At 69.3% G+C, this 21,299-nt stretch carries 16 protein-coding genes and 1 other RNA gene; 7 read left to right on the forward strand and 10 right to left on the reverse strand.

Going from position 1 to position 21,299, the window contains the following annotated elements; genetic code table 11:
* Positions 1-44 precede the first annotated feature (44 nt).
* Complete coding sequence (locus IF54_RS0121640) at positions 45-1,034, reverse strand: LysR family transcriptional regulator (protein ID WP_030321153.1); 990 nt, start codon at positions 1,032-1,034, stop codon at positions 45-47.
* 84 nt (positions 1,035-1,118) lie between these two features.
* Here IF54_RS0121640 and IF54_RS0121645 point away from each other — a divergent pair, with 84 nt between their 5' ends.
* The 6 genes from IF54_RS0121645 to IF54_RS0121670 all read left to right on the forward strand — a co-directional run bounded on the left by IF54_RS0121645 (position 1,119) and on the right by IF54_RS0121670 (position 8,961).
* Positions 1,119-2,492 (forward strand): MFS transporter, encoded by a 1,374-nt coding sequence (locus IF54_RS0121645; protein WP_030321154.1) that lies wholly within the window; start codon positions 1,119-1,121, stop codon positions 2,490-2,492.
* 147 nt (positions 2,493-2,639) lie between these two features.
* Positions 2,640-3,932, forward strand: coding sequence for an ABC transporter substrate-binding protein (locus tag IF54_RS0121650; RefSeq protein WP_030321155.1), 1,293 nt, complete (start codon positions 2,640-2,642; stop codon positions 3,930-3,932).
* The gene (locus tag IF54_RS0121655; RefSeq protein ID WP_030321156.1) at positions 3,929-4,873 is read left to right on the forward strand and encodes a carbohydrate ABC transporter permease; all 945 of its coding nucleotides are present in this window, start codon (positions 3,929-3,931) and stop codon (positions 4,871-4,873) included. Before IF54_RS0121650 ends, IF54_RS0121655 begins: the two co-directional genes overlap by 4 nt.
* Positions 4,870-5,694: a carbohydrate ABC transporter permease gene (locus IF54_RS0121660; RefSeq protein WP_030321157.1), complete on the forward strand. Its 825-nt coding sequence runs from the start codon at positions 4,870-4,872 to the stop codon at positions 5,692-5,694. Before IF54_RS0121655 ends, IF54_RS0121660 begins: the two co-directional genes overlap by 4 nt.
* A gap of 13 nt (positions 5,695-5,707) precedes the next feature.
* Positions 5,708-7,957, forward strand: a complete 2,250-nt coding sequence (gene yicI / locus IF54_RS0121665; RefSeq protein ID WP_030321159.1) for an alpha-xylosidase — start codon at positions 5,708-5,710, stop codon at positions 7,955-7,957.
* Entirely contained in the window at positions 7,957-8,961 is a 1,005-nt protein-coding gene (locus IF54_RS0121670; protein WP_030321161.1) for a LacI family DNA-binding transcriptional regulator, read from the forward strand. The genes yicI and IF54_RS0121670 overlap by 1 nt, the downstream gene beginning before the upstream one ends.
* A gap of 129 nt (positions 8,962-9,090) precedes the next feature.
* Here IF54_RS0121670 and IF54_RS0121675 read toward each other — a convergent pair whose 3' ends face one another.
* The 7 genes from IF54_RS0121675 to ftsE all read right to left on the reverse strand — a co-directional run bounded on the left by IF54_RS0121675 (position 9,091) and on the right by ftsE (position 18,573).
* Complete coding sequence (locus IF54_RS0121675) at positions 9,091-9,837, reverse strand: hypothetical protein (protein ID WP_030321163.1); 747 nt, start codon at positions 9,835-9,837, stop codon at positions 9,091-9,093.
* Positions 9,834-14,300, reverse strand: coding sequence for an RICIN domain-containing protein (locus IF54_RS0121680; RefSeq protein ID WP_030321165.1), 4,467 nt, complete (start codon positions 14,298-14,300; stop codon positions 9,834-9,836). The genes IF54_RS0121675 and IF54_RS0121680 overlap by 4 nt, the downstream gene beginning before the upstream one ends.
* A 257-nt stretch (positions 14,301-14,557) precedes the next feature.
* Positions 14,558-14,944: a transfer-messenger RNA gene (gene ssrA, locus IF54_RS40775) on the reverse strand.
* 101 nt (positions 14,945-15,045) lie between these two features.
* Positions 15,046-15,588, reverse strand: coding sequence for an SsrA-binding protein SmpB (smpB, locus tag IF54_RS0121685; protein WP_020139049.1), 543 nt, complete (start codon positions 15,586-15,588; stop codon positions 15,046-15,048).
* Positions 15,589-15,684: 96 nt separating this feature from the next.
* Entirely contained in the window at positions 15,685-16,857 is a 1,173-nt protein-coding gene (locus IF54_RS0121690; RefSeq protein WP_199821233.1) for a S41 family peptidase, read from the reverse strand.
* Positions 16,858-16,925: 68 nt separating this feature from the next.
* Complete coding sequence (ftsX, locus tag IF54_RS0121695; protein WP_030321168.1) at positions 16,926-17,843, reverse strand: permease-like cell division protein FtsX; 918 nt, start codon at positions 17,841-17,843, stop codon at positions 16,926-16,928.
* A 40-nt stretch (positions 17,844-17,883) separates the two neighbouring features.
* The gene (gene ftsE / locus IF54_RS0121700; protein ID WP_007382424.1) at positions 17,884-18,573 is read right to left on the reverse strand and encodes a cell division ATP-binding protein FtsE; all 690 of its coding nucleotides are present in this window, start codon (positions 18,571-18,573) and stop codon (positions 17,884-17,886) included.
* Positions 18,574-18,809: 236 nt separating this feature from the next.
* Between ftsE and IF54_RS0121705 the strand changes: the two genes are divergently transcribed.
* Entirely contained in the window at positions 18,810-19,001 is a 192-nt protein-coding gene (locus IF54_RS0121705) for a hypothetical protein (protein ID WP_028809874.1), read from the forward strand.
* 163 nt (positions 19,002-19,164) lie between these two features.
* Here IF54_RS0121705 and IF54_RS0121710 read toward each other — a convergent pair whose 3' ends face one another.
* Together IF54_RS0121710 and prfB are read right to left on the reverse strand one after the other, a co-directional pair.
* The gene (locus IF54_RS0121710; protein ID WP_030321171.1) at positions 19,165-19,821 is read right to left on the reverse strand and encodes a hypothetical protein; all 657 of its coding nucleotides are present in this window, start codon (positions 19,819-19,821) and stop codon (positions 19,165-19,167) included.
* A 292-nt stretch (positions 19,822-20,113) separates the two neighbouring features.
* Entirely contained in the window at positions 20,114-21,217 is a 1,104-nt protein-coding gene (gene prfB, locus IF54_RS0121715) for a peptide chain release factor 2 (protein ID WP_030321173.1), read from the reverse strand.
* Positions 21,218-21,299: the final 82 nt, after the last annotated feature.

The following is a 21,299-nucleotide window of genomic DNA, read 5'->3' on the forward strand; positions in this document are numbered from 1 at the left end:
GGCCGCGAATGTAGCGCAAGCGGGGATTGTGTGTTTGCCGCGTGTCAATCGCAGGGGTGCATATCGTGCTGATCGGTGGCTGGAATCCATCCATCGACGGGCCGTTGGAGCCAGCCCCGTTCGACGGACAATTCGACCGCGGCCCGCCGGAGGACATCGAACGCCGGGTGCGCCAACCCCCTGCGCCACACCAACGACAGCGGCGACAACGGCACCGGGTCGACCAGCGGACGCAGCACCGTGGCAGGCATGGCGGGGAAATCCACGACGGCGAGGATCGGGTTCCGGGTCTTCGCCATGATCCTCTGGAACTCCTCCTCGCCGACCGCGAGCGGCACCGGCGGCGCTATCGCGATGCCCCGTCCTTCGAACAGTTGACGAGCGAGATCGGTCCATTCCGGAGTGCGCGGATTTCCGGCCCCGGCGTACACGGTCTCGCCCTCCAGGGCGGCCAGCGGGACCCGCTCCAGGGCGGCCAGCCGGTGGCCCTCGGGCAGGACGACCGCCATGGGCTCGTAGCGGACGGGCTGGTGGTCCAGGCCCGCCCGCAGCGCCGGGTCCAGGCCGGCGAACCGGCCGAAGGAGGCGTCCAGGCGACCGGCCAGCAGCTCCCCCGCCGCACCGGTCAGCCCACTCTCGTAGCGGGCCATCAGCTCCAGGTCGGGAGCGAGTTCACGGGCCCTGAGCAGCACACTTCGGGCGGTGGCCTGGTCGGGGAAGTTCAGGTCCACCAGCAGGGGGCGGGCCTGCGCGAAGGCGGCGAGCAGTGCGTCCTGGGCGTCCAGCACGCGGCGGGCGTACGGCACCAGTCGCTCGCCGTCGCCGGTGAGCGTGACCTGCCGGGTGGTGCGCACGAACAGCTCCGCGCCGAGCTCCCGCTCCAGCCGCCGCACGTCCCGGCTGAGCGCCTGCTGGGCGACGTAGAGCCGGGCCGCGGCACGCGTGAAGTGCAGTTCGTCGGCGACGGCGAGGAAGGCGCGCAGGAGGCGGGGGTCGAGGTGGTGGAGGCCGGGGACGGGAGGGTGTGCGGGCATCCGGTGAACTTACAACGCGGGTGCGTGAATCGGTGCGGAGAAGGTGTTGGACCTCTTGATCGCCTCGGCGCGACGGTGGATGCCATGCCGCCGCGACCGCACCAACCACCCCGACCGATGCCCACCCTGACCGCCGACACGCTCGTGATCGCCGACTTCGGCCCGCGAGGTCCGCGAGGTCCACGTCGCCCGGGAGGCCCGGGAAGCCCCGGAAGCCCCGGAAGCCCGGGAAGCCCGCGGGATCGACGAGGTCCCCGCGCCTCCGGCCCCTACCGCCGCCTTCTCGCCACCCCCGGCGCCCGGGCGTTCACCATCGGGAATCTTCTCGCGCGGCTGCCCATGGGCATGTTCAGCGTCAGCGCGGTCGTCATGATCGCCGGGACGCGGGGGTCGTACGCCCTCGCCGGCGCCGTCACCGCGGCCGGTCTCGGCGCCACCGCGGTCGTCGCCCCGTGGATCGCACGGCTCGTCGACCGATACGGACAGGCCAGGATCGCCGTACCGGCCACGCTGCTCGCCGCGCTGGGTTCGCTCGCGCTGCTGCTCTGTGTGCGCCTCGGGGCGCCGGCCTGGACGCTCTTCGTGTCGTACGCCGCCACCGCCACGACCCCCAACCTGGGCGGTATGTCCCGGGCCCGCTGGGCGTACTTGCTCGACGGCGACGAGAAGGCCCTGCATGTCGCGAACTCCTTCGAGCAGGCCGCGGACGAGGCGTGCTTCATGCTGGGCCCGGTACTCGCGGCCTTCCTGTGCGGCACGTTCTTCCCGGAGGCGGGCACGCTGGCCGGGGTGACGCTGCTGGTGACGGGCGCGCTCCTGTTCGCGGCCCAACGCTCGACGGAACCACCTGTGCTGAAGCGCGTCCCCTCGAAGGCGCCTTTCCGCGCCCCCGGCATCCCGCCCCTCCTGGCCGTGTGCCTCGCCATGGGCGCCGTCTTCGGGTCCATGGAGGTCGTGACGATCGGCTTCGCCGACGGGCAGGGGCATCGCGCCTCGGCCGGGGTCGTGCTCGGGCTCCAGGCCGCCGGGTCGTGTGCGGCGGGGCTGGTCTACGGGTCCGTGCACCGGGACGGGTCCGTCGAGGACCGTTACGTGTGGTGCCTCACCGCCATGACCGCCCTGCTGACGCTCCCCCTGCTGGCCGCCGCCCTCACCGGCTCCCTGCTCGTGCTGGCCTGCGCGCTGCTGGTCGCGGGGATGGCGACCGCCCCGACGATGGTCACCGGGATGACCCTGGTCCAGCGGCACACCCCGCCCGGCCGCCTGAACGAGGGCATGACCCTCGCGGTGACCGGACTGCTCGGCGGGATCGCCTGCGGCAGCGCGGCCGGCGGCTGGACGGTGGAGCACGTGTCGCCGGTGGCGGGCTACGGCGTCCCGGTCACGGCGGCCGCGGCGGCGTTGATGATCGCCCTTGTCACCCACCGCCCCGGCCGGTCGTCGAATCGCTTCACCTGATCCTGCCCAACCCATTGACGACCTTCGACACCCGCACATACGTTCCTTCGTCGAAGCGCTTCGACAGGGGTCGTCGAATCGAGTCGAATCGACGGCCCCTGCGCGGCGCCCGGCCCGAAGCACCATCCGACTCCCCGGAGGTACGGGATGTTGACGGCACGAAGGCGTGCGACGGCGACCGCGGTGATCCTGGGCGGATCGCTGCTGCTGACGTCCTGCGGAGGCTCGGACAGCGGGTCCTCCGACGGGAAGACGCTGAGGCTCTGGCACTACGAGGGCCCCGACAGCGCGATGGGCATCGCGTGGAAGGAGGCGATCAGGGAGTTCGAGGCCACGCACCCCGGTGTGCAGGTGAAGTTCGAGGAGAAGAGCTTCGACCAGATCCAGAAGACCGCCCCGATGGTCCTCAACTCCTCGGACGCGCCCGACATCATGGAGTACAACAAGGGCAACGCGACGGCCGGTCTGCTCTCCAAGCAGGGCCTGCTCACCGACCTCACCCAGGAGGCGGCCAAGCGCGGCTGGGACAAGAAGCTCAGCCCGAGCGTCCGCACCACCAGCCTCTACGACACCAACGGCGTGATGGGCTCCGGCAAGTGGTTCGGCGTCCCGAACTACGCCGAGTACACGCTGGTCTACTACAACAAGGACCTCTTCAAGAAGTACGGCGTCACCGAGCCGAAGACGTTCGCCGAACTCACCGCCGCGATGGACGAGTTCGTCGACAAGGGGGTCACCCCGCTCGCCAACGGCGGCGCGGCCTACCCGGCCCAGCAGTACCTCTACCAGCTGGCCCTGACGAAGGCCGACCGCGCGTGGGTCGACGCCTACCAGCTCTACAAGGGCAGGACCGACTTCCACGACGCGGCCTGGACCTACGGCGCCGGCACCTTCGCCGACTGGGTCGAGAAGGGCTACTTCAGCAAGAGTTCCAGCGGCCAGAACGACGAGGCCGCCGGTGTCTCCTTCACCTCGGGCAAGGCGCCGATCCTGTTCTCCGGCAGCTGGTGGTACGGCCGCTTCACGGCGGAGAACAAGTTCGACTGGGGCACGTTCCTGTGGCCCGACTCGAAGCTCACCCTCGGTTCGGGCGGCAACCTCTGGGTCGTACCGCAGGGTTCGAAGAACAAGGACCTCGCCTACGACTTCATCGACATCACCATGTCGAAGAAGATCCAGAACCTGCTCGGGAACTCCGGCGGTGTCCCGGTCGCGGCCGACGCCTCCGCCATCACCGACCCGCGGTCCAAGGCCCTGATCGACGACTTCAACACCCTCTCCAGGAACGACGGCCTGGCCTTCTACCCGGACTGGCCGGTCCCCGGCTTCTACGACGTCCTCGTCTCCGCGACCCAGAAGCTGATCACCGGCAGCGACAAGCCGGACGGCTACCTCAGCGATCTCCAGGAGGCCTACGACAAGGGCGCGCCGAAGCAATGACGGTGACCGTCGAACGCGGGGCGCGGGCGGCCGGCAGCAGCAGGACGCCGAAGCCCCCGCGCCGCCCCCGCGACTCCTACGCCCTGTTCCTGCTGCCGGGCGCCCTCGCCTTCCTCGCGATCATCGTCCTGCCGTTCGCGATGAACACGTATGTGAGCTTCACGGACTGGCAGGGTGTGGGCTCGCCGACGTGGTCGGGGCTCGCCAACTACCGCGAGCTGATCGACGATTCCGAGTTCTGGGCGTCCTTCCGGCACAGCCTGTTCATGGTCGTGGCGATGGCGGCGGTCCCCACGGCGCTCGGGCTGGTCCTCGCCGCCGCTCTGTTCGACCACGTCGGCAAGCACTTCGGCCCCCGGATCGCCGCCGTCCTGCGGGCCTGCTTCTACCTCCCCCAGGTGCTGCCGATCGCGGTCGCCGGCATCGTCTGGAGCTGGATCCTCGCCCCGGACGACGGCTCCCTGAACGCCCTGCTCAAGGCGGTCGGCCTCGGTTCCTGGCAGCAGGACTGGCTGGGCGATCCCGACCTCGCCCTCTACAGCGTCATGGGCGTGATGGTCTGGGTCCAACTGGGCTTCCCGCTGGTCGTCTTCATGGCGGGACTGCAACGCGTCGACCCCCAGCTGTACGAGGCGGCCGAGCTGGACGGCGCCGGCTGGTGGCGCCGCTTCTGGCACATCACGCTGCCGCAGATCCGCCCGGAGATCTACGTCGTGCTGACCTGGTGCTCGATCGCCGCGCTCAAGGTGTTCGGCGCGGTGTACGTGCTGACCAAGGGCGGGCCCGGCGGCGCCACGGACGTGCCCTCCTACTTCTCCTTCACCACGTTCTTCGAGAAGACGCAGGTCGGCTATGGCGCCGCGATCTCCACCGTGCTCACGGTGATCATCCTCGCGCTCTCCCTGATCGGTCTGAAGCTCCAGGAGAGGACGGACGCATGACCACCGCCCTGCGCCGCTACCCGGTGCTGATCGCCCTGTGCGTCGCGGCCCTGTTCATGGTCGTGCCGTTCCTGATCGTCACGGTCAACGCCTTCAAGTCCCCTGCGGAGTACGCCCAGAACGGTCCTCTCAGCTTCCCCGACGGCCTCTACACGCAGGGCCTCAGGGACTTCTGGGAGCGGGTCGACTTCGGCCGGAAGCTCGTCAACTCGGTGCTGATCAGCGGTTCGGTGGCGGTGCTCGCCGTGATCCTTTCGGTCCTCAACGCCTACGCGATCGGCATCGGCCGTATCAGGTTCCGGACCTGGGTCCTCGCCTTCTTCGTGCTGGCGAACATGCTGCCGCAGGAGGCGCTGGTCTACCCCGTCTACTACCTGAGCAAGGAAGTCGGCCTCTACGACACGAGGTTGAGCGTGATCATCGTGTTCACGGTGATCCAGGCGGCCTTCGGGACGTATCTGCTCTCCTCGGTGCTCGGCCGGTTCCCGCGCGAGATCCTCGAAGCGGCCCGCATCGACGGAGCGAACAAGTGGCAGGTGCTGTGGCGGATCGTCGTCCCCGTCAGCCGGCCCACCCTCGGTGTGCTGCTGGTCTTCTTCTTCATCTGGACCTGGAACGAGTTCCTGCTCCCCCTGGTCATGCTGATCTCCAACGACAACCAGACGGTCTCCGTGGCCCTCGGTGTCCTCCAGGGCCAGCGCCTGATGGACGCCACGATGACCAACGCGGCCGCCCTGCTCGGCGTGCTCCCCGCGATCGTGTTCTTCCTGGTCTTCCAGCGAACCCTCACCCGCGGCATCGCCGTGGGTGCCGTCAAGTAAGGACCCCCCACCGATGAAGTTCACCGACGGCTACTGGCTGCTGCGCGAGGGCGTCACCGCGGACCATCCGGCCGTGGTCCACGAGGTCACCACCTCCGACGGCGGGCTGGAGATCCACGCGCCGTCCCGGCCCATCCGCCACCGCGGCGACCTGCTGAAGGGACCGGTCGTGACGATCAGCGCCCACGCCCCGATGCCCGACGTCATCGGCATCACCTTCACCCACTTCGAGGGCGAGCAGCCGGACCGTCCTGAATTCGAGCTCAGGAAAGAGGAGTTCACCCCGCACACCGGATCCGACGAGGACACCGCGACCCTGACCTCCGGCACCCTCTCGGTCCGCTTCGCCCGCACCGGGCCCTGGCAGGTCGACTTCCTCGCCGACGGCCGGGTCCTCACCAGCAGCGGCACCAAGAACATGGGCATCCTGCGGGACGCGACCGGCGGCCACTACCTGCGCGAGCAGCTCAACCTGACCGTCGGCACCTCGGTGTACGGCCTCGGCGAACGCTTCGGGCCGCTGGTGAAGAACGGCCAGGTCGTCGACGTCTGGAACGCCGACGGCGGCACCGCCACCGAACAGGCCTACAAGAACGTCCCGTTCTACCTCACGGACGCGGGCTACGGCGTCTTCGTCGACCACCCCGGCAAGGTCTCCTTCGAGGTCGCCTCGGAGGCGGTCTCCAGGGTGCAGTTCAGCGCCGAGACCCAGGAGTTGACGTACTACGTCATCCACGGCCCGAGCCCGAAGGAGATCATCCGCAAGTACACGGCCCTCACCGGCCGTCCGGCGCTGCCGCCCGCCTGGTCCTTCGGCCTGTGGCTGTCGACGTCCTTCACGACGTCGTACGACGAGGAGACGGTGACGTCGTTCATCGACGGCATGAAGGACCGCGAACTGCCCCTGTCCGTCTTCCACTTCGACTGCTTCTGGATGCGCGAGTTCAACTGGTGCGACTTCCAGTGGGACCCGCGGGTCTTCCCGGACCCGGAGGGCATGCTCGCCCGGCTGCACGAGCGGGGCCTGAGGGTCTCCGTGTGGATCAACCCGTACATCGCCCAGAGATCGCCGCTGTTCGCGGAGGGCAAGGCGCTCGGCCACCTCCTGAAGCGGCCCGACGGCAGCGTCTGGCAGTGGGACCTGTGGCAACCCGGCATGGCCCTGGTCGACTTCACCAGCCCGGCTGCCCGCGACTGGTACGCCTCGAAGCTGGAGGCGCTGCTCGCCCAGGGCGTGGACTGCTTCAAGACCGACTTCGGCGAGCGGGTGCCGCTGGACGTGGAGTGGTCCGACGGCTCCGACCCCGAGCGGATGCACAACTACTACACCTACCTCTACAACCGGACCGTCTTCGATGTGCTGCGCAAGCACCGCGGCGAGCAGGAGGCGGTGGTCTTCGCCCGCTCGGCGACGGCGGGCAGCCAGCAGTTCCCGGTGCACTGGGGCGGCGACTGCGAGGCGACGTACGAGTCAATGGCGGAGTCGCTGCGCGGAGGGCTGTCCCTCGGGCTCTCGGGGTTCGGCTTCTGGAGCCACGACATCGGCGGCTTCGAGGGCACCCCGAGTCCCGCCCTCTTCAAACGCTGGCTCGCCTTCGGCCTGCTGTCCTCCCACAGCCGCCTGCACGGCAGTTCGTCGTACCGCGTGCCATGGCTGTTCGACGAGGAGTCCGTGGACGTCCTGCGCCACTTCACCCGCCTCAAGCTGAGCCTCATGCCCTACCTGTACGAGGCGGCGCGCACCGCACACGCCGAGGGTGTGCCGGTGATGCGGGCGATGGTCCTGGAGTTCCCGGACGACCCCGGGTGCGCACACCTCGAACGCCAGTACATGCTCGGCCCGGACCTCCTGGTGGCGCCGGTGTTCAGCGACTCCGGGGAGGTCTCGTACTACGTCCCCGAGGGCACCTGGACCCACTTCGTGACCGGCGAGACGGTGACCGGTCCGCGCTGGGTGCGCGAGCGGCACGACTTCCTGAGCGTGCCGCTGCTGGTCAGGCCGGGTGCGGTGATCCCGGTCGGCGAGGTGACGGACCGCCCCGACTACGACCACGCCGACGGGGTGACCCTGCGGGCGTACGGCCTCGCCCGGGGCGAACAGGTCACGGTACGGGTGGGCGAGGTCGCCTTCACCGTCGTACGTGAGGGAGACACACTGCGGGCGTCCTGCTCCGAGCCCTCGGCGGCCTGGGGCCTGGCGGCCGGGGACAGGGCGGCGCGGGCGCGGGCCGGCACCGGCTTTCTCTCCCTGGAGCTGGCCTGATGGTGAAGATCACGGATGTGGCGCGGCGGGCCGGGGTCTCCCCCAGCACCGTCTCCTACGCCCTCAGCGGCAAGCGCCCGATCTCCGAGGAGACCCGGCTGCGGGTCGAGGAGGCGATCCGTGAGCTGGGCTACCGTCCGCACGCGGGCGCCCGTGCCCTGGCCGGCCGGCGGTCGAACGTGCTGGCGCTGGTGGTGCCCCTGCGGACCGGGATCCACGTCCCGACGGTGATGGGGGTCGCGGTGTCGGTGGTGACGGCGGCCCGCCGCCACGACCACGACGTGCTGCTGCTGACGCAGGAGGAGGGCGAGGAGGGACTGCACCGGGTCGCCGACACGGCTCTGGTGGACGGCCTGGTCATGATGGACGTCCAACTCGACGACCCCCGGCTGCCGTTGCTGCGGTCACTGGAGCTGCCGTCGGTACTGATCGGCTTCCCGGCGGAGGCATCCGGCCTGACCTGCGTCGACCTCGACTTCCGGGCGGCGGGCGAGGTGTGCGTGGAACACCTGGCGCGGCTGGGCCACCGCTCGGTGGCCCTGGTCGGCTCCCCGCCGGAGGTGTACGTCCGCGGGACGGCCTACGCCGGGCGCGTGGTCGAGGGCTTCACGGCTGCCGCCGACCGCGCCGGGATGTCCTCGACGATCCTCCCCTGCGAGCCGGCCGCGGCCCACGAGACCGCCGAACAGCTCCTGCGCGAACAGCCCGCGTTGACGGGGTTGGTCGTCCACAACGAACCCGTGCTGGAACCGCTGGTCGACGCCTTCGCCGCCCTCGGCCTCCGCATCCCGTCCGACCTCTCCGTCACCGCGATCTGCCCCGACGGGGTGGCGGAATCCTCCCGCGTCCCGATCACGTCGGTAGCGCTGCCGTCAGCAGAACTCGGCGAACGGGCCGTGGACCTCCTGATGAAGAAGCTGACGGGAGCGGCGGTACCGGAGGCGACGTTGCTGGCTCCTCGGATGACGGAGAGGGGGAGCACGGGGGTGCGGACGGTGGCGTGAGGGGCTCTTCTGCCCGCGAGCAGTGACCTCCGTCAGCGCCTCGGTGGGCGCCCGAAACGGGAGCGCGGCGAGTCGTGGACGCCCGTTCCCCGGTGTCCTCGGCTCGCCGCTCTCTCGGTGTAGTTCGCGCTACAGCTCCCGGTCTCCCTGCCAGGTGATGGAGGTCAGGGCCTCCAGACCGCCATGGGCCAGGCCCTTGTACGTCACCTTGCGGGCAGGACCCAGCTCATGCGCCACCCGGCGCGCAAGGTTCGCCCCGGCGTGGAACAGCCGCTGCCATGCGGCGTCGTACTTGCCGTCCTCCCGGTCCCGCAGATCCCGGTTCATCGTGTCGTCGATGTCCTTCGCCCAGGTGTACAGAGCGGTGACAAGGCCGTCGGACAGAGCCAGGGCGGCGGCGGGGTCGTCGGGAAAGAAGTCGCCGAACCCCTCGGAGCGCAGAGGCCCGTACTTGAACTCCCCCTCGACCGTGAGGTCGACCGGGTGAGGAGGCGCAGCGTGACGGTCCCGCTCCCAGTGGAGACGGTCACAGCCCCAGCACAGCCACTTCATCGTGCTCTGGTGTGCGTCCCAGTAACGGACTGCCCACGACGGACCCAGATGGCGGGCCAGCCGCCGGGCCACCCCCAGCCCCCGCTCGACGTGCGCAAGCACGTCGGAGCGGGAGGCGGAATCCTCGGAGGGAGAGGACAGCGACCACGAACGCAGGGCCTCGGAGAGGTCCGCAGGAAGGGCGAGAGCGGCATCCTCCAACGGGATGTTGACGGAGAACGACGTGGTGTCCTCCGCCCACCAGCCACCTGCGGGCGGCTCGTACAGCGGGGACGGTTCGCGCCGGGCGTGCACGAGCACGTGGCGCGGTTCTTCCTGGGTCATACGGGGTTGGCTCCTACCACGAATCCGTTGTCGCCCACCGTAACCGCCAGTCGCTGGGTCTTGCCCTGGAAGACGACCTCAAAGATCGGCCTGCCTCCCTTGTCCGTGCCGACCCTCGTGCCCTCGGTCAGGGTGGTCTTCAGCAGGGCTGGGATGTCCTCCACCCGCACTCCCTTGGTGGCGAACTCTCCCGCGTGCCGGAACACGACGTGGATCAGACCCTTGTTGACGTCACCCTTCTCCAGCCAGGCGAGGGGCACGCCAGGCTTGGCGTACTCCGCGACCCAGATCGTGTCCGCCCTGCTGAACTTGACGCCGGCGTCGTTGAGCCGCTCCAGCAGCTTGGGGTCGAGGGTGCCACGGGCGATCTTGGCCCGTTCCGCGACGCCGGCCGCGATGCGCAGTCCCATGCCGGCCGCGCTGGTGGCGTCGCCGACTTGGAGGGCGCCCTTCTCGCCGTAGATCTTCTTCAGGTCCGCAAGGATCTGAGCGGCGTTCTCACCGGTCTTGATGGCCAGTTCGGCACGGGCGGCGAGCTTCGCGGCCTCCGCGAGCTTCGTGGCGACCGACGACGGCACGAACATCGCGGCGGCCCAGGCACAACTGGACTTGTCGCCGTGGTAGCAGCGGGCGACGTCCCCGAGCACGATCTCGTACAGGACGGCTCCGGCCTTCTCGCCGAAGAGGTTCTGCCAGCCGATCCGGGTGATGTCGCCGAAGCTGAAGTGGTGGGTCCACTCCTGCTTCTGGTCCCTGAGCGTGTCCGAGCCGAGGTAGAGGGTGTCCGGATCGGGGCAGCCGGACTGGGTGGCGGGGACGTCGGGGTTGGTGCAGTAGTAGTAGCTGACAGCGACATCAACATGCAGCTCGTAGGTCACCGTGCAGCCCTGGGGCACGTAGTCGCACGTGTTGAGCTGCTTGGCGGGACCCGCCTCGGTGATCTTGTCGACGACGTAGAAGGCGCGGTCGACTCCGGTCACGGCACCCGACGTGACCTGGTTGTTCGCCTCCTTGTTCGCGGCTTCCTCAGCCGCCTGCTGCGCAGACTCCGCATACTTCTGCGCATCCTTCGCCGCCTGCTCCGCCGCGGTCGCCTCCGCGTCCGCGCGGTCGGCGGCGGCTCGGGCGTCCTTCGCGGACTGCTCGGCCTGCGCCGCAGCCGTGCGGGCGGCCTCCGCGTCCAGGGCCGCCTGGTCGGCGGAGGAGCGGGCGTCGGCCGCGTAGGTCTCGGCCTGGTCGGCGGCCTGGTCGGCCGCTGCCGCGTCCACGGTGGCCTGGCGGTCGTACTCCTTCGCGCGGGCCAGGGAGGCCTGCGCGTCCGCCGCGTACTGGGCGGCCTCGGCGGCGTAACCGAGCGCCTCCTTCGCCGACTTGCGGGCGTCGGCCGCGAAACCGGCCGCCTCCGCCGCCAGCGTGTACGCAGCCTTCGCGTCACCGGTCGCCGCCGCCGCGAGGCTCGCCGCCTGGGCCGCGTTCTTCTGCGCGTTGGCCGCGTGCGCCTCGGCGACCGCCTTCTGCTGCTCGGCGATCGTCTTCGACGACTGGCCCGAAAGGACGGCGAGGCCCGCCGCCGAGTCGGTGGTGACGTACGGCGCGCCCAACTGGATCGCGTCGTTGGCCGGAGCGGCGACCTGCTGGGCCGCGTTGCCGGCGTCCTCCGCCGCCTGGGCGGTGGTGTAGGCGTGCCCTGCGGCGTCGGCCGCGCCCGCGACCGCCTTGGCGGCCTCGGCCTTCGACGCGTCCGCCTGTTTCATGGCGTTGGCCGCATGCTCTTCGGCCTCGTCGGCCAGCTCGACCGCATTGCGGGCGGCAGTAGCCGAGGCCTCGGACGCCTTGATGGCGTCGGCGGCGGCGCTGGTTGCCGTACGGACCGCGGCGTCCGCCCGCAGCTTGGCGGCCTGGGCCGCGTCCGCGTCGGAGCGGGCCCGCTTGGCGGCGGCCTCCGCGCGGGTGGCGGCAGCATCCGCGTCGGCCGCGGCCTGGGTTGCCGCGTCCGCCTCGGCGCGAGCCGAACTGGCGGCCGACTCCGCGTCGTCGGCGGCCTTGTCGGCCTGGTCGGCGGCGGCGCGGGACTCCGTGGCGTCGGACTCCGAGTCATGCGCCTCGGCGTAGGCGTCCTTGGCGTCGGCCTTGGCGCGGGCCGCGTTGGCCTGGCTCTCGGCGTCCCACGCGTCGTCCCGCTTGCCCTTTGCCCGGTCCCGGGCGGCCTCGGCGTCCTGCCGCTTGGCGCGGGCCGTGGACTCGGCGCTCTCCGCCCGGCCCTTGGCCTCGTCGGCGGTCCTCGCGTAGCCCTGCGCGTTCTGCTTGTGCTGCGTGGCCTCGGCCTGCTTGGCGGCGGCGGTCTCCTTCTCCGCCTTCGCCGTCGCCGCCTCGGCCTCCGCGGCGAGCCGCTTGGCGTGCGCGTCGGCCGCTGCCGCCTTCGCGTCGGCCTCCGCCTTCTGCGTCTCGGCGAGCTTCGCCTTCGCGAGGTCCCGGGCGGTCTTCGCGGTCTGTGCCTGTACGGCGGCCGCGTCGGCGGCGGACTTCGCCTGGGCGCGGGCCTCGTTCGCGGCCGCGGTACGGAAGGCGGCCTTCGACTGCGCGGCCTGCGTCAGCGCGCGGGACGCGATGGTGGCGCTGTCGCCCGCGGCGGCACGGGTGGCCGCGTAGGCGGTGTCACCGGCCTTGGCGAGCGCGTCCAGCGCGGCCGCCGATGCCTTGGTGACCTGGGCCTTCTGCTGCCCGACGAGCAGGCCGCGACCGCGCGGGGCACCTGCCTTGTCGGCGATGACGTACGCCGCGGTCAGCGCGGTGTCCGACGTGGTGGCAGCGGTCTTGGCCGTCGCGGCCTGGGCCTTGAGCAGGTCGAGCTGCTTCTTCGCCTCGGTCTGGGCGGCCGTGACACCCTGCTTCGCCTTGTCGAACTGCGCCTTGGTCGGGTAGTCGAGCTTGTCCGTGCCGTTGTGACCGGAGGGGACGATGTCGAACTTCTGCGGGTCGGTGCCCTTGCAGTCCCACATCCGCGCGTCGCGGCCCTTGTCGTAGGCAGCGAGATCGAGGCAGTTGGCAGTGACCGGGTTGTACAGGCGCGTAGTCCCGTGGGTGTCGTACTGCCACTGCTGCGCGGGGCTGCCGTTGCACGTCCAGATCCGCAACGCGGTGCCGTTCGCGGAATCGGCCCTGGGCACGTCCAGGCACTTGCCCGAGTTGTCGTGGACCAGGGAACCGTTGTCGCCGATCTGCCACTTCTGCCCGGCGCTGCCGTTGCAGGTGTAGATCTGGACCGGCGTGCCGTTGTCCGTCTTGTTGTTCCCGACTTCGAGGCACATGTTGGTGGCGCCATGCGCATGGATGACCATGGGGCTGTTGCCGATCCAGCCTGGCCCCCCGGCCGACCAGTAGTCCTGCCAGCGGACCAGGTGATCGGCTCGCCAGGACAGCCCGAGGAGTTCGCTCATGGCCTTGGAGCCGCCGGCGAGGGCCTTGGTGGCACCGGAGTTGGCGGTCAGGAGCTGGTTGCGCGGGGTGGTCTGCGCGGTGATCTCCTGCTGCCACTCGGCGGAGGCGGCGGCGACCTCCTTGCCGAGCACCTTGTTCGGGTCGACAGGGGTGCGCCAGGCGCAGGAGGCGAACCGGGACTTCAGGTCCTCCACCGCGATGCGGTACTCCACAGTGCCGGGCTCGGGCGCGGTGCGCGGGAAGCCGCCGTACGACAGGAAGAGGCGGGCGTTGTCGGCGGAAGGCGGCTCCATCGACCAGTTCACCAGGTTGTCGTAGGCCTGGTGCTCTTCGTAGCGCTGCTTCCAGTTGGGCAGATTCGGGTCGAGCTCACCGCCGTACAGCGGGTCTCCGAGGCTCTTGACCGCCTTGACGGTGGCCTCGTCGGCCTGCGGGGTCAGGTCGCGGTAGAAGTCGCTCTCGCTCCTCCAGAACTGCTCCCAGATCCACGTGGAGATGCCGGTCTGCTGGAAGAAGTTCGGTTCGTCACTGCTCGTGCCCGGTGGCCACTCGAAGTCGACCTTCGACTTGAAGCCGCCCGGCTGCGGCAGTCCGGAGATCTGGAAATCCCGGATGTGGTCGTAGAGAGCCGAGCCCTCCTTGTTGGCGGCGTCCCTGTCCTGCTCGAACGCCGTCGACAGCGGAGTGGTCTCCCAGTACGACCGGTTGGCCGCGGTGTGCAGCTTGTCCGGGGTCTGGTTCAGCCCGTCCTGCGCGACGCCGAACATGCCGGGTCCGCCCATTCGCAACGCCTCGCCCAACAGGCACTGGTCCTGGCGGAGTTGCTCGGCGGCCTTGGCGTCGAAACCGTCGTAGCTGTCACCGGCATCGGCCACGGGTGCCATGTCGTCGGCCGCGTACCGGCTGATCAGATCCGGCTGAACGGCCACCGAGCCGATCAGGGCCACAGCGACGGCTGACGTCAACAGCGGTGTCAGGAGCCCGGAGCGCGCTCGGGCATGCGTGAAGAGCCGATATCTCGGCATGGTGGTGTGTCCTCCCCGTGGCGACGGTGTTCCCCCGGTCGCCGTGCGACGTGCCCTGTGGCGGAGTGGTCGGCTCCGTCCGGCGCGGCGTTTACCTTAGACATGCATGTCGGGTGCAGGACAAGAGTTTTCCGGGTCACATGCGGGAAACATGTGAAGCCTGGGGCGGCGCGGACAGTCGGGGACAGACATGACGAAGGCCCCGCAACCGTGAGGTTGCGGGGCCTTCGCCCACATGGGGTTGTCCCCGGAGGGACGAGTGGAGATGGCGGGAATCGAACCCGCGTCCAACGGTGCAGAATCAGGGCTTCTCCGTGTGCAGTTCGCTGAGATTTTCTCGGCCCCGGTGATCACGCGAACAAGTCGCCGACGGGCCCAGTCACTGTTTGATTTCCCATTGAACCCCGTGACCGGGCTCAATGGTTTAGTCCCCTAGATTATGCCAGGGTCCGGGTCGGGAACATCCCCGGGCTGACACCCGTTAGGGCCTTCACTCACTGCTTATTAGGCAGCGAGGGCGAAGGCGCGGGAATCGCTCTTGGAATTGGCGATTATTGGTTGCGACATATGGTTAACGAGATCATTGCCGCTTCCTCGACACGCTTCCCCTGCTTCAACAGCCGCTGTCGAAACCGATCATCCCCATGTTGTGTTTTCAATGCTCACACCGACCGAGGCCGGTGTTGACTCCATCGTACGTGACCAACGCGCGCCGATGCCACCGTATTCCCGGTGACCCGCCGCCCTACTGGCCCCGCTGCTTCCGCTTCGCCGCCGCGATCGCCCGGTCCGACTCCCGCCGGTCCTGCTTCTCCCGCAGCGTCTGCCGCTTGTCGTACTCCTTCTTGCCTCGCGCGAGCGCGATCTCGGCCTTCGCGCGGCCGTCCTTGAAGTAGAGGGCGAGGGGCACGATGGTGTGACCCGTCTCCTGCGCCTTCGACTCCAGCTTGTCGATCTCCTCGCGGTGCAGCAGCAGCTTGCGCTTGCGGCGCGCGGAGTGGTTGGTCCAGCTGCCCTGGTGATACTCCGGGATGTGGGCGTTGTGCAGCCACGCCTCGCCCCCGTCGATCTGGACGAAGCCGTCGGTCAGGGAGGTGCGGCCCTCCCGCAGCGACTTGACCTCGGTACCCATGAGCACCAGGCCGGCCTCATAGGTGTCGATGATCGCGTAGTCGTGCCGGGCCTTCTTGTTCTGGGCGACGATCTTGCGCTTGCCGCCCTTCTCGCCGTCCCTGGCCTTCGCGGCCGCCCCACCCGGCTTGGGCTGGGACTCCTTCGGTACGTACATTCCCTTGCTCATAGTGCTGCCATTTTCGCACTAGTGAGGGGGTGCGGGGCCAGCCCTTAATGACGCGGCCGTCGACCGACAGCCGAACGGCGACCCCTAGTCGCCCAATCCCTCGAGAACCGTCTCGGCCTGCCCCAGGGCCCCTTCGTCGGCCTCCAGGTCGGGCGTGATCCCCCGCCCGTCGACCCCTCGCCCCGACGGAGTCCGGTAGTGCCCCACGGTCAGCTCCGCCACGGACCCGTCCGGCAGCCGGGTGGGCATCTGCACCGATCCCTTGCCGAAGGTGCGGGAGCCGACCACCACGGCCCTCCCCCGGTCCTGGAGCGCCCCCGTCAGCAGCTCCGCCGCGCTCATCGTCCCGCCGTCGACAAGGGCGACCAGCGCCCGGGTCGTGTCCCCACCGGGCTCCGCGTGCAGCGCCTGCTGCGACCCGTCCACGTCATAGGTCGCGACCAGCCCTCCGTCGAGGAAGACGGACGCCGTCGTGACGGCCTCGGTGACCAGGCCGCCGGAATTGCCGCGCAGGTCGAGGACGACCCCGCCGCCGGCCGGAGCGGCCCTCACGGCGTCACGGACCTCGTCCCCGACGCCCTTCGTGAACGAGTCGATCTTGATGAGGGTGATCGAGCCGGCGAGCTCCCGGACGCTGACCGAGTCCGTGGACAGCCGAGCGCGCCGGAGTGTCTCGCTCCACGCGCGTGTGCCGCGCTGAAGGCCCAGCCGGACCATGGTCCCGGCGGCCGCGTCCTTGGCGTCCCCGCGCAGTAAGGAGACCACCTCGGTGACCGGCCGCCCGTCCGCGGAGGTCCCGTCGACGCTGCGCAGCAGATCACCGCGGCGGATGCCGGCGGCGGCCGCGGGCGAGTGGGAACGCACCTTGGTCACTTCGATACGGCCGTCCTGCTCGCGCCGCGCCCACAGCCCGACGCCGGTGTACTGGCCGGCCAGGGCCTCCTCGAACTCCTCGTACTCGCCACGGGAGTAGACGGCGCCCCAGCGGTCCCCGCTGCGGCTGACGGCGCGCTGGGCGGCCTCCGTGGGGGACTTGCCGTCGGCCATGGCCTCTTCGGCCGCCCTGGCCACGTCCTCGTGGTCACCCGCGAGCGCGGTCGAACGGGCCGTGTCGGACGAGGACTTCCGGTCACCGCGGTCGCCCTCAGGGAGCGAGCCGGTGGCCGCGCCGGCCACCAGGACAGTCGCGAAGACCAATGTCAGGGCGGCCCCGCGGCGGATGCGGCGGGGCTGACAGAACAGGTCACGGCCTGACATGCCGGTGAGTCTAGGACAACGCAAGAGGGCCGCACGGCTGGTTGACCGTACGGCCCTCTTGGCGTGCGTCACACCTTCAGGTACTTGCGCAACGCGAAGAACGCGGCCATTGCGGGCATCAGCACACTCGCGGCGAGGATCAGCGGCAGCTTGGTCAGGACGGCGTCCCAGCCGACGAAGTTGATCAGGTTGAGCTTGGTGGACAGGGCCATGCCGTGGTCGATGGTGAAGTACCGGCCGACGACCAGGAAGACACAGGCGAGCGCACCGCCGATCGCGCCGGCGACGGCGGCCTCCATGATGAACGGCGCCTGGATGTAGAAGCCGGACGCGCCCACCAGCCGCATGATCCCGGTCTCCCGCCGACGGCTGAACGCCGAGACACGCACGGTGTTGACGATCAGCAGCAGGGCGACGATCAGCATGAGCGCCATCACACCGAGCGCGGCCCGGTTCATCAGGTTGAGCATGGTGAACAGGTTGTCCAGGATGCCCTTCTGGTCCTGCACGGACTGCACGCCGTCACGCCCGTTGAAGGCGGTCGCGATGACCTGGTACTTCTCCGGGTCCTTGAGCTTGATGCGGTACGACTCCTGCATCTGGTCCGGCGTGAGGGAGGCGGCCAGCGGGGAGTCGCCGAACTGCTCCTTGTAGTGCTTGTACGCCTCGTCCTGGGACTCGTGGACGACCGTCTGGACGACCGACATCTTCTTCAGGTCGGAGAGGATGTCCTTCTTCTGGTCCTCGGTGACCGCGCCCTTGGCGCAGTTGGGGTCCGACTCGGCGTCGCTCTTGTTGCAGAGGAAGATCGAGACGTTGACCTTGTCGTACCAGTAGCCCTTCATGGCGCCGACCTGGTCGCTCATCAGGAGCGAACCGCCGAACAGGGCGAGCGACAGGGCGACGGAGACGATGACGGCGAACGTCATCGTCAGGTTGCGACGGAGACCGACACCGATCTCGGAGAGTACGAACTGGGCGCGCATGGCGTCTTCTTCAGGCCTTTCCGGGGACTCTTCGAGGCGGTCAGTGCTGGTAGCCGTAGACGCCGCGTGCCTGGTCGCGGACGAGGCGGCCCTTCTCCAGCTCGATGACGCGCTTGCGCATCTGGTCCACGATGTTCTGGTCGTGCGTCGCCATCAGCACGGTGGTGCCCGTCCGGTTGATCCGGTCGAGCAGCTTCATGATGCCGACGGAGGTCTGCGGGTCGAGGTTGCCGGTGGGCTCGTCGGCGATCAGCAGCTTGGGCCGGTTCACGAAGGCCCGCGCGATGGCCACGCGCTGCTGCTCACCACCGGAGAGCTCGCCCGGCATCCGGTCCTCCTTGCCGCCGAGCCCGACGAGGTCGAGCACCTGCGGCACGGATTTGCGGATCTCACCGCGGGACTTGCCGATGACCTCCTGCGCGAAGGCCACGTTCTCGGCGACCGTCTTGTTGGGCAGCAGCCGGAAGTCCTGGAACACCGTCCCGAGCTGGCGGCGCATCTGCGGCACCTTCCAGTTGGAGAGGCGCGCGAGGTCCTTGCCCAGGACGTGCACCTGCCCCTGGCTGGTCCGCTCCTCACGGAGCACCAACCGCAGGAAGGTGGACTTTCCGGAGCCGGAGGACCCCACGAGGAACACGAACTCGCCCTTCTCCACTTCGAGGGAGACGTCCCTGAGTGCGGGGCGGGTCTGCTTGGGGTAGACCTTGGATACGTTGTCGAATCGGATCACGGATGCACCACGGTAGGCCGGGGGTAGATGAGCGTGACCATACGCGAACCGGGTGCGCGAGCGCAGGCGCCGGTTCGGGTTGCGTATCGGTTGGACTGTTTTGTACCGACCTGGAATGCCTCTCTTCCGAAGCCCGCAGGCGGCCATCAGGCGAACCTGGCACAGTGGAGAAGGGAACGTTCTGCGATCCGGGAGCGTTCTTGTGTACGGAACAGTCGGCAAGAAGGGTGACGCGCATGACGTACGACCGCCTGGTGTGCGCAAACTGTGCGGCGCCCGTGAGTGAGGGCCGGTGCCCGGTGTGCCGGGCGAACCGTGAGCGGCTTCAGCAGGAGAACCACTTCGCGGGCCTGAACCCGGTGACCCTGATCGCCCTGCTCGCGGTCCTGATCGCGGCGGTGGCGCTGCTGGCCCACCAGACCGCCTAGCCGGATCCCCGTACGAAGAACCGGTACGAAGAACCACGGTACGAAGAACCCCCGGCGAAGACGCAGGCCAAGACACACGAAGGGCCCGGAGCGGATACGCTCCGGGCCCTTCGCCGTTCGGCACACGCACCTCAAGCAGTGGTGCGACTACCGGGAGTCACCCTTAGGCGGCAGCGCCACCGCGGCCGCCGGCGAGGCGCGGCAGGATGCGGAAGCCGATGCCACCGGCGATCATCGTGGCGGCACCGACGAGCAGGAAGGCGGTCTGACCGGCACCCGTCTCGGCGAGTTCCTTGCCGTTGCCCTGGGCCGACGTGTTGGACGTGGTGTCCGCGCCGGTGTCGGTGAGGGCCGAGGAGCCCTCTTCCTGGGTGGAGGTGCCGGAACCACCGTTGGGGTCGGCGTTGTTGCCGCCGCCACCGGCGTTCCCGTTGCCGTTGCCGTTGCCGTTCCCATTGCCGTTCCCGTTGCCCGGGTCGGACGGGGCCTCGGTGGGGTCGTCGGGCTCGGTGGGCTCCTCGGTGGGCGGCTCCTCCGGGTCCGTCGGCTCCTCGGTGACCGGCGGCGTGGTCCCCGGGTCCGTCGGCACGTCGGTGCCGGGGTCCGTGGGGAGCTCGGTGCCCGGGTCGGTCGGGATCTCGGTGCCGGGGTCGGTCGGGTCGTCGTCGCCGGTGTTCACGTTCACGCCGACGCCATCGGCGCCCACGCCCACGTTGATCTCCAGCGCGGAAGCAGCGCCGGCGGCCGTCAGCGAGGCACCGGCCGCGATCACGGCACCGGCGGCTATGCGCGCGATCCGGATCCGCGTCTTCTTCGTCATGTGGTTGCTACCCCCAGTAGCTCATCGTCAATGAGGCGGCGCTCGGGGCCGTGATCGACGGAGGAAGGCAGCTTTGCTCGCATCCCCCGGTTCACATGCGCCCCAGAGATACGCATGCCACGCTTTACCCTTCCCATTTTTCAAAGCATCGTCAAGGCCGTTGCGCGCGCGATGTCCAGGTAAGGGCTCTTTGCCGGGGAAAGCGGTCTGTGAGTGTGATGTAAAACCCAGACATAAAGCAAACTGCCGCCCGGTGGGCGGCAGTTGGGGAGCGGTGGTCAAGTCGACAAAGTTACTTCTCCTGCTGCTTGCGCCAGCGAATTCCGGCTTCGATGAAGCCGTCGATCTCGCCGTTGAACACAGCCTCGGGATTGCCGACCTCGAACTCGGTGCGCAGGTCCTTGACCATCTGGTACGGGTGCAGGACGTACGAACGCATCTGGTTGCCCCAGGAGCTGCCGCCGTCCTTGAGGGCGTCCATCTTGGCCCGCTCCTCCTGGCGCTTGCGCTCCAGGAGTTTCGCCTGGAGGACGTTCATGGCGGTCGCCTTGTTCTGGATCTGCGAGCGCTCGTTCTGGCAGGAGACGACGATGCCGGTGGGCAGGTGGGTCAGCCGCACCGCGGAGTCGGTGGTGTTGACACCCTGGCCGCCGGGCCCGGACGAGCGGTACACGTCCACGCGCAGGTCCGACTCGTCGATCTCGATGTGGTCGGTCTGCTCGACCACGGGGAGGATCTCGACGCCCGCGAAGGAGGTCTGCCGGCGGCCCTGGTTGTCGAAGGGCGAGATGCGCACGAGCCGGTGGGTGCCCTGCTCGACGGAGAGCGTGCCGTAGGCGTACGGCGCCTGCACGGCGAAGGTGGTCGACTTGATGCCGGCCTCTTCCGCGTACGACGTCTCGATGAGCTCGGTCTTGTAGCCCTTCTGCTCCGCCCAGCGCAGGTACATCCGCTGGAGCTTCTCCGCGAAGTCGGCGGCGTCGACGCCACCGGCCTCGGCGCGGATGTTGACGAGCGCCTCACGGGAGTCGTACTCGCCGGACAGGAGGGTGCGCACCTCCATCTCGTCGAGCGCCTTCTTGACGGAGGTGAGCTCCGACTCGGCCTCGGCGAGGGTGTCCGGGTCGTCCTCCTCCTGGGCCATCTCGAACAGCACAGCGAGATCGTCGATCCGGCTGCGCAGCGTGTCGGCCTTCCTGACCTCGGCCTGGAGGTGGGACAGCTTGCTGGTGATCTTCTGCGCCTCGTCCGGGTTGTCCCACAGGGACGGCGCGGCTGCCTGCTCCTCGAGCACGGCGATGTCTGCCCTCAGCTTGTCGAGGTCCAGAACGGCCTCGATCGACTCCATGGTCGAGGAGAGGGACTTGAGCTCTTCGGATACATCGACGACTGCCACGCCCTCCAGCCTAACGGCTGTGGCAACCGACGTCGGTCGTCCCCCGGGACGCGACCCCGGCCCCTTCAGGGCAAGGCTGACG

The sequence above is a fragment of the Streptomyces sp. NRRL B-3229 genome (assembly GCF_000719505.1).
GTDB classification, from domain to species: domain Bacteria; phylum Actinomycetota; class Actinomycetes; order Streptomycetales; family Streptomycetaceae; genus Streptomyces; species Streptomyces griseorubiginosus.

Bases quoted from the DNA above. Each gene is read 5' to 3' on its own strand.
- IF54_RS0121640 (WP_030321153.1), bottom strand. From the start codon at position 1,034: ATGCCCGCACACCCTCCCGTCCCCGGCCTCCACCACCTCGACCCCCGC.
- IF54_RS0121645 (WP_030321154.1), top strand. From the start codon at position 1,119: ATGCCGCCGCGACCGCACCAACCACCCCGACCGATGCCCACCCTGACC.
- IF54_RS0121650 (WP_030321155.1), top strand. From the start codon at position 2,640: ATGTTGACGGCACGAAGGCGTGCGACGGCGACCGCGGTGATCCTGGGC.
- IF54_RS0121655 (WP_030321156.1), top strand. From the start codon at position 3,929: ATGACGGTGACCGTCGAACGCGGGGCGCGGGCGGCCGGCAGCAGCAGG.
- IF54_RS0121660 (WP_030321157.1), top strand. From the start codon at position 4,870: ATGACCACCGCCCTGCGCCGCTACCCGGTGCTGATCGCCCTGTGCGTC.
- yicI (WP_030321159.1), top strand. From the start codon at position 5,708: ATGAAGTTCACCGACGGCTACTGGCTGCTGCGCGAGGGCGTCACCGCG.
- IF54_RS0121670 (WP_030321161.1), top strand. From the start codon at position 7,957: ATGGTGAAGATCACGGATGTGGCGCGGCGGGCCGGGGTCTCCCCCAGC.
- IF54_RS0121675 (WP_030321163.1), bottom strand. From the start codon at position 9,837: ATGACCCAGGAAGAACCGCGCCACGTGCTCGTGCACGCCCGGCGCGAA.
- IF54_RS0121680 (WP_030321165.1), bottom strand. From the start codon at position 14,300: ATGCCGAGATATCGGCTCTTCACGCATGCCCGAGCGCGCTCCGGGCTC.
- smpB (WP_020139049.1), bottom strand. From the start codon at position 15,588: ATGTACGTACCGAAGGAGTCCCAGCCCAAGCCGGGTGGGGCGGCCGCG.
- IF54_RS0121690 (WP_199821233.1), bottom strand. From the start codon at position 16,857: ATGTCAGGCCGTGACCTGTTCTGTCAGCCCCGCCGCATCCGCCGCGGG.
- ftsX (WP_030321168.1), bottom strand. From the start codon at position 17,843: ATGCGCGCCCAGTTCGTACTCTCCGAGATCGGTGTCGGTCTCCGTCGC.
- IF54_RS0121705 (WP_028809874.1), top strand. From the start codon at position 18,810: ATGACGTACGACCGCCTGGTGTGCGCAAACTGTGCGGCGCCCGTGAGT.
- IF54_RS0121710 (WP_030321171.1), bottom strand. From the start codon at position 19,821: ATGACGAAGAAGACGCGGATCCGGATCGCGCGCATAGCCGCCGGTGCC.